Source organism: Methylicorpusculum sp., from assembly GCF_030651835.1.
GTDB lineage: Bacteria > Pseudomonadota > Gammaproteobacteria > Methylococcales > Methylomonadaceae > Methylicorpusculum.
Map to the genome: position 1 here is coordinate 1 of NZ_JAUSBX010000073.1, position 7,321 is coordinate 7,321.

Consider the following 7,321-nt stretch of genomic DNA (forward strand, 5'->3'; position numbering starts at 1 on the left):
GAGTCGTAACACCCGAAACTGGGATTGGCAGCCAGAAGTCTGTTTAAATCCTGATAAACCAAACAATAATGCGGCGAAAAAAACCGACACTACTGTCCACTAATTTTTAACTGATGCGACAACTACGTTGACATTTACCGCCGGCGAGATGGTAATAACTTCTTTTTTGAGTACGGCCGGTGTCACACCAGATTGACTTGTTTCAGTCGACTTGTCCTCAACTGACACCATTTGAGCGGTCACTTTCTGTTCCGGGGTATCTTTCAGGTATCCTGAATCCACTGCGCGTTTACGCAGGGCCTGTATCACCCCCATGACCTCTGAGGGATTGGCTAGAAAAGCGTCCCCAAGTTGCGTTGTCCAGTCCAGATGATCATTCATCATCTTGATTACTAACGGCACGCTGGCAAGTCGCATAATGCTGGCATCCCAATTCTTGGTGCTGAGTGTTGCAAGATCCGGCTTTGATTCCAGCCAACGCGCTGCCTGCACGATCTCCAGAGGGTACGACGATGCCACCAGCATTTCGGCCAGTAACGGATCCGGATACAACGCAATCGGCGCTACCAGCGATTCCAGGCTGGTCAAAGGCTGAACCGGGGCTACGGGTGCCTGTTCAACCGGCATAGGGTCAGTTGGCGGCACACCCTGCTCAGCAGAAGCTTGGGTAGGTGGCGATTTGCTTGATTCTTGATCATCCTTATTGCATCCCGCAGGTAAAATAATCAGCGCTATCAAGAGTGCTCGACATAAAACAGCGCTGCAATAATAAGGATCGTTGGTTGATTTTAAATGATTCATTACTCTTCTCTCAAAAAGGCATTTCCGGAAACGGATCATCCGTTTTATGCACCTACTTTTCGGAAATCCATTCTGCTGGTTTCAAGGGCCTACCGCTTTGGATATTTTTCGAGTTTTTGGCTTTGACGATTTTTTATTCATAGACTTGAGTCCTGTCTGAGGTCTGAAAACGAAGGGCATAAGCCGGAATTTGCTGATATCCAGCCCTATTGAAGTGCATCCAATCATTTGAGATTTTTGGAAGTATACCCATGGTAGATCGAAATTCGGCACCGGGGTGCCCGTCAAAGGACGCCGTAATTACATCCATGTAGGCTCTATGCCAGCATCCATGCTGGCAAAGCCTTTGTCGAACAACCCCTTGCCTCCTTAGGCACTGCCGTAATTTGAAGTGCGAAAGGTATAAGTCTAAACGTGATATGAAATAAGATAATGGCTAGAATAAATGCAGAAATTGAGCCAATTTCAATCCACTCAAAACAAGACAGATAAACATACGATTTAACAATAACTTACTATCAAGACAAAGAAATGCTCGGTGGTGAGCGCTGGAAAAAGTCCCCGATATATCGTGGTTTACACGAAATATATCGATCTAACATTATTTAAGAAGAAGGCCTCCGTATACCTAACTTGCTCATTCGGCTTTCTAATGTGCTGGGCTTGAGTCCAAGAGCCGCAGCAGCGCCCCCTTGACCGCGCACTCGCCAGCCGCAGGCTTCCAAAACATGCTGAATATGCTTACGATCGACCTCCTCCAGAGAATCCTGATGATGGTTTTCAGATATCGCTGAAACGGATTTACTGACTGGCACGGTGATTTTGAGTACAGGCCCTTTGGCAAGAATCACTGCTCGTTCGATCACATTGCGCAATTCACGGATATTGCCCGGCCAATCATAGCCGCAGAGCATTTGCAAACTGGTTTTGTCAACGCTATCAATAGATTTGTCCATGATCCTGGCGAACTCCTCTATAAACGTCTCTACCAGTTTGGGAATATCTTCCCGCCGGTCGCGCAACGGCGGAACCTGAATCGGAAAAACATTCAGACGATAATAGAGATCCTCACGGAAACGGCCCTCGGCCACTTCTTGAGTCAGATTACGGTTAGTCGCTGCGATTACCCGGACATCTATATTGACCGGCTTGGGATTTCCCAAGCGTTCAATTTGCTTTTCCTGTAATACACGAAGCAGCTTAACCTGGGCATCTAAAGGTAATTCTCCCACTTCATCAAGAAACAAGGTTGAATGGTTCGCCAATTCAAACCGGCCGATTTGCTTGGCGAGCGCGCCGGTATAAGCCCCTTTTTCCCGGCCGAATAGTTCGCTTTCTATCAACGCCAAGGGAATTGCCGCACAGTTAACCCGGATCATCGATCTGTTTTTCCGAGGGCTCGCTTCATGGATGGCTGTCGCCAGTAATTCTTTGCCGGTACCTGTTTCGCCCATGATCAATACAGTAGCCGGTGTCGGTGCAACTTGCTGGACCTGTGACAAAATTGACTGCATTGCCGCGCTGCCTTTTATGACTTGAGTCCCCTTTCGCTCCGATATTTCGTGGCGCAGATAAATATTTTCCTGATGAAATTGGTCTTTGAGATGGCGAATTTCTTCGAAAGCAGTTTTAAGTTCACTGTTGGCGCGTTCTAGCTCGATTTTTGTCTTGCGAACATCAGTTATGTTCAGACTCGCCCCCATCATCCGTTCCGGTTGACCGGAATCGCCGAGCTGGAATTTACCGGTAGCGCATACCCAATATTCGGCGCCATTAGAATGCACAACCCGGTATTCTTCCCGGAAAGGACTGCCTTCTTTTAAGGCTTTTTGGACGCCATCCTTGACGCGCTCACAATCCTCGATATGAATACAGGCTAAAAAACGTTGCAAATTCAGCTTATCGTCATTCGGTACTCCGTAAATCTCTCCCGCCCTGTCTGTCGCCCAAATGATATCCCGAGGAATATTCCAAACCCAAAGACCTATGTCAGCCGATTCGGCCGCCAGTCTCATCTGCTCCTCTTTCCATTGAAGCTCTTTCATGCTTCGCTTGCGTTCCAGGACATTGGCATAAACATCGGCGATAAGGCCTAGACCCTGTATCACATGCTCCGACCATTGCCGCGGGTAAACAGAGGCGAAGCCAATGCCTCCGGACAAGGCCCCTCCGACGATAAACGGAAACACCAAAATGGCTCTAGTCCCATAGCGAAGAAAACCCTCCCTGTCTATCGATCCTTCCGGCGGCAAAGCATCAACATCATGCATGATAAAGGGTTTGCCGCCCAGCAGCGTTCTTGTCAGAAAGGGTCCTTCAGATAGCAGAGAATCGGCTTGCCAAGCCGTCTTACAAGGTTTGGCGAATTGATATCGGGAGTAAAAATCTTGACCATCGCCGGTTATTAAACCCAGTGCGATACTATCCAAATCCAGATTTTCGGCAATACGCTGCAAACTTGCCTGTATTTCCTGATCGATCATATCCGCTGAAACATGCACAAATCCGGCAGAAAGCTCCGCTAACAAAGACTGAAACAGCAAATGCTGTTCCAGTTGGATGATTGCCTTATTGTTATCTTGATTATTCATTTTAATTTTTATTAATCACTTGCCAAACTTAATGCCTGTTTTTCGGCAGCATTCCTGAGCCGATATCCGCGAAAGCTTACACCTTCGGCTTGCCGTGCGACAGGGTTTATTCGGAAAGACATTTTTGGCCTAATCCTTAACTGCGGGCAACCCCACAGCGACCGGTCTTACCTTCCAAATCTCATCGCAATATTCACGAATGGCCCGAAAATAACAAGCCACTTTAATCAGATCATTATCAGCATGACCATTGGCTAAATACCGCTGCACGGTATTGATCCAGCGATGCTGCAGCCGGTCTCTAACACTTAAGGCAAGTGCCTTGTAATAGGATTGTTTCGGCGCCACATCAATGACACGGCCGATGCTGTAGATCAAATGATCGAGAATAGCCTGCTTTAAAGCGGTTTTACTCAAGCTGGTACAAATTTCCAGTCCTGGTAATGCATCATAAGTTGAAGAACTGCCGGTTAAATTTTTGTGGATCGTCATTTTCGAATCCTCAGTTGGACTAATCAAACAGGTCGTCTTCCTGTCTGTTTATACGATTTTTATAAGCACAGTGAAACGGCTCCTATTCGAACTTTTAATTGGCTCAGCAATTCCCGGTTTGAACTTTAAAGTGGCTTTGAGTAGTGGCGTAAACCATGCGATATCCATGGGCGCATGACGGTAGCATCCCTGCTGCTGACATGGCGGCAAAGCTTACTCCTCCTCTTTTTTATTATCAAATTGAAAATTGTTGAAATTGGTTGAAACTGCATAGTCATTGAACGGGGCATCAAAGGGCTGCATAATCCCAGAAAACAACTGCCATTTGATTTCGAGACAGTACGCATGAACCCTCATATGAATCCACCAGAGTCAAGCCAGTCCATTCGCTTCGATGTAGTAGCGGGCCTCACCGCTGCCGCTGTAATACTGCCCAAGGCAATGGCCTATGCGACTGTAGCCGGCTTACCCGTTGCGGCCGGGCTTTATACCGCTTTTATTCCAATGATTATCTACGCGCTGATGGGCTCATCAAGAGTACTCAGCGTCAGCTCCACGACTACCCTGGGCATCCTGACCGGAACACAGCTGATGATGGCTGTGCCGGACGGCGATCCGGGAAAATTGATTACTGCCGCGGCCACGCTGACGGTACTGGTGGGCATCTTGCTGATAGTCGCTTCACTGCTGCGGCTGGGATTTGTAGCCAACTTTATTTCTAATCCCGTATTGACGGGTTTTAAGGCAGGAATAGGCCTGGTCATTATTTTTGATCAGTTGCCGAAACTTATGGGTATCCATATTACTAAACAAGGCTTCTTTCGCGATTTGTTCAGTATTGTCCATCATGTACCGGAAACTTCATTGATCACACTGGCGGTGGCTGCGGCCACGCTGATGGTGCTGATGGGTATGGAGCATCGTTGGCCGCATTCTCCGGCACCCCTGGTCGCTGCCGGAGGCGGAATAGCGGCTTCATGGTTCTTCGATCTGCCGGCACAAAGCGTCGCTACAGTAGGCATGATTCCGCAAGGACTTCCGTCACTGACGATGCCTGACCTTGCGCTGATCGAACAAATGCTGCCGGGTGCGCTCGGGATCGCGTTGATGAGCTTTACCGAGTCAATCGCAGCGGCAAGGGCTTTTGCCGCTAGTGCAGAGCCCCCGATAAATGCAAATCGGGAGTTACTTGCCCTCGGAGCAGCTAATCTGGGTGGAGCTCTATCAGGTGCTATGCCTGCCGGAGGGGGCACCTCCCAAACGGCTGTTGTTCGGGCCGCGGGTGGTCAATCGCAAAAATCGTCGCTGGTTACGGCAGCAACTGCCGCGGCAACCATGCTGCTGATAGCGCCTTTGATCGGTTTACTGCCCCATGCCACACTGGCTGCAGTCGTTATCGTCTATTCGGTGGGACTGATCCAGCCTGCGGAGTTCATCAACATACTCAAAGTACGCACGATGGAGTTTCGCTGGGCTATCGTAGCGTGTCTAGGGGTATTAATTTTTGGTACCCTGCAAGGTATCGTAGTCGCCATCATCCTGTCGGTTATCGGATTAGCCAGTCAGTCGGCCCATCCACGCATTTATGTCATTGGCAGAAAGCGAGGCACATCCGTGCTTCGACCGCTGACGCCCGAACACCCCGACGACGAAACCTTCGACGGCCTTTTGATCGTGCGTCCGGAGGGACGGATTTTTTTCGTTAATACGCAGCTGATTGCCGATCAAATACGATTCCTGGTCGAGCAACAAAAACCGAAAGTACTGGTGCTTGATTTAAGCCGTGTTCAGGATATTGAATATTCGGCATTGCAAATGCTGATGGAGCGCGAAAAGCGGGCAACTGAAAACGGCGCTACGCTCTGGTTAACTGGTCTTAATCCCAGTGTACTTGATGTCGTTCGCCGATCCGGATTGGCCGATCGACTTGGCCGTGAACGCATGCTATTCAATGCGAGCACCGCAATAGAACGCTACCAAATGCTGCAGTCAGTTAAATCGGATGCGTAATTAAAAAGGGAGTTTACCCGGTAAAATTTAAGCTCAATGCATCTGCTCTCCTCCGTCTAAGTTTTATAGGGGAGTCGGTGGTTGATTGAATCAGCGTCATTTTGTGCGGGGATAACCTTCATCGCCAAAGTCATCGCTACCAGTGTGAAGATTGGATTAATAATGTGTGAGAACAAACAAGCAATGGTTAGCGTAGTGCCGATGATGCAGTCACTTTATTAACATCTATCTGTCGTATACCGTCCCAACATTCTTAGCTTCAACTATTATTCTGCACAGCTTGATGATAAACGTTTGAGGTCTTTGATGAATTCAATGAAGGTTAACGGCAAAAAACTAAATCGAAGAGTTGCTTTTCGAGTTTACGAGCAGGTAAATCTTTACTTCCATAAAGTCGATAGTAGCCAAATCAATGAATTCCGACCAGAATTTGATAATAGTCTCGCTTTATCTCCCTCCGACCAGTCCTCTACACAAATTACGGGACAGTCAGAAGAGCAATCACTGCCCAATTCTCAAAGCCGCGAAAATGACACGCTCAATGTCAACATCAGCTCCAGCGGCATTGCATTTACCTGTAAAGAGGCATTGAATCCCGGTGATTATCTGGTCATCAGGCTATTTTTGTTATCCAGCCTGACGGTTATTATGACGTGTTGCAAAGTGGTTTACTGCAAGCCCAGTAACCCCTATGAAAAAAACCGCTACCCACATCTGGTTGGCGCGCACTTCGTCAACATGACAGCCGAAGACAGTGATTTATTGGAAGGGTATGTTGCAAGAAGAAAAAAACAGCAAATGATTGCAAACGGATTGCTACTCACGCTTTTGATGACGATTCTAGCAGTGCCCGATGTTTTGATTGATGTGTTTCTGGATCTTTGCGATCAGGCCATTGACCTGTTCATGGAAACGCTATCGATAGCCTACGATTACGCTGGCATGAGTCTGGACTATATTATTGAACGGCTATTCCATTCAGACCGGCACCAGACTCAAGTCATTGAATTTTATACTACGATAATTCTCGGACTTGCCTTACTGTATGCCTTGTGGCGTCATTTTCCCCGATTTTGTGCGCACCTGGTCAATAGACTCCGTGAATTCTGGTTTCGCAAGAAAGCAAGTTTTCGTTACTTTTGGGGGGAGCAATCCTTGTTGAATAAAGTCAAAATTGCCGTAATGGGTATTATCGCAGTCACCTGTTATGGCTACTTTGCGATCTGATACACCTGTAACAGGCTTATTTGAGAGGGGCTTTGCTTTTATGAACGGCGCGCCTCACTATTACTCCCTTTATACTCAAAAAATGGTTAACTTTATGAAGGTATGGGGTGTGGCTAGCGAGGATGTCGGCAGCAGGGATTGCTGCCGTCAAGCCCCCATGGAGGGGTTCACGGCGGTCCTCGATAGACACATCCCATACC

General features: G+C 47.9%; 6 protein-coding genes. 3 read left to right on the forward strand and 3 right to left on the reverse strand.

Annotated elements, in window-relative coordinates; all coding sequences use genetic code 11:
* Positions 1–99 precede the first annotated feature (99 nt).
* The 3 genes from Q7V32_RS08890 to Q7V32_RS08900 form a co-directional block, all read right to left on the reverse strand.
* Positions 100–801, reverse strand: a complete 702-nt coding sequence (locus Q7V32_RS08890; protein WP_304896627.1) for a DUF3300 domain-containing protein — start codon at positions 799–801, stop codon at positions 100–102.
* Positions 802–1,406: 605 nt separating this feature from the next.
* Positions 1,407–3,392, reverse strand: a complete 1,986-nt coding sequence (locus tag Q7V32_RS08895; protein WP_304896628.1) for a sigma 54-interacting transcriptional regulator — start codon at positions 3,390–3,392, stop codon at positions 1,407–1,409.
* A gap of 129 nt (positions 3,393–3,521) precedes the next feature.
* Entirely contained in the window at positions 3,522–3,884 is a 363-nt protein-coding gene (locus Q7V32_RS08900) for a hypothetical protein (protein WP_304896629.1), read from the reverse strand.
* Positions 3,885–4,229: 345 nt separating this feature from the next.
* Between Q7V32_RS08900 and Q7V32_RS08905 the strand changes: the two genes are divergently transcribed.
* The 3 genes from Q7V32_RS08905 to Q7V32_RS08915 all read left to right on the forward strand — a co-directional run.
* Positions 4,230–5,894: a SulP family inorganic anion transporter gene (locus Q7V32_RS08905; RefSeq protein WP_304896630.1), complete on the forward strand. Its 1,665-nt coding sequence runs from the start codon at positions 4,230–4,232 to the stop codon at positions 5,892–5,894.
* A gap of 306 nt (positions 5,895–6,200) precedes the next feature.
* A complete protein-coding gene (locus Q7V32_RS08910; protein ID WP_304896631.1) occupies positions 6,201–7,121 on the forward strand; it encodes a PilZ domain-containing protein in 921 nt (306 codons plus the stop codon).
* Positions 7,102–7,321, forward strand: a 220-nt coding sequence (locus tag Q7V32_RS08915) for a hypothetical protein (RefSeq protein ID WP_304896632.1), incomplete at its 3' end; no start/stop codon positions are given. The genes Q7V32_RS08910 and Q7V32_RS08915, both read left to right, overlap by 20 nt.

What these genes read in the sequence shown, in the direction of transcription:
- Q7V32_RS08890 (WP_304896627.1), bottom strand. Translation starts at nt 801, where the DNA reads ATGAATCATTTAAAATCAACCAACGATCCTTATTATTGCAGCGCTGTT.
- Q7V32_RS08895 (WP_304896628.1), bottom strand. Translation starts at nt 3,392, where the DNA reads ATGAATAATCAAGATAACAATAAGGCAATCATCCAACTGGAACAGCAT.
- Q7V32_RS08900 (WP_304896629.1), bottom strand. Translation starts at nt 3,884, where the DNA reads ATGACGATCCACAAAAATTTAACCGGCAGTTCTTCAACTTATGATGCA.
- Q7V32_RS08905 (WP_304896630.1), top strand. Translation starts at nt 4,230, where the DNA reads ATGAACCCTCATATGAATCCACCAGAGTCAAGCCAGTCCATTCGCTTC.
- Q7V32_RS08910 (WP_304896631.1), top strand. Translation starts at nt 6,201, where the DNA reads ATGAATTCAATGAAGGTTAACGGCAAAAAACTAAATCGAAGAGTTGCT.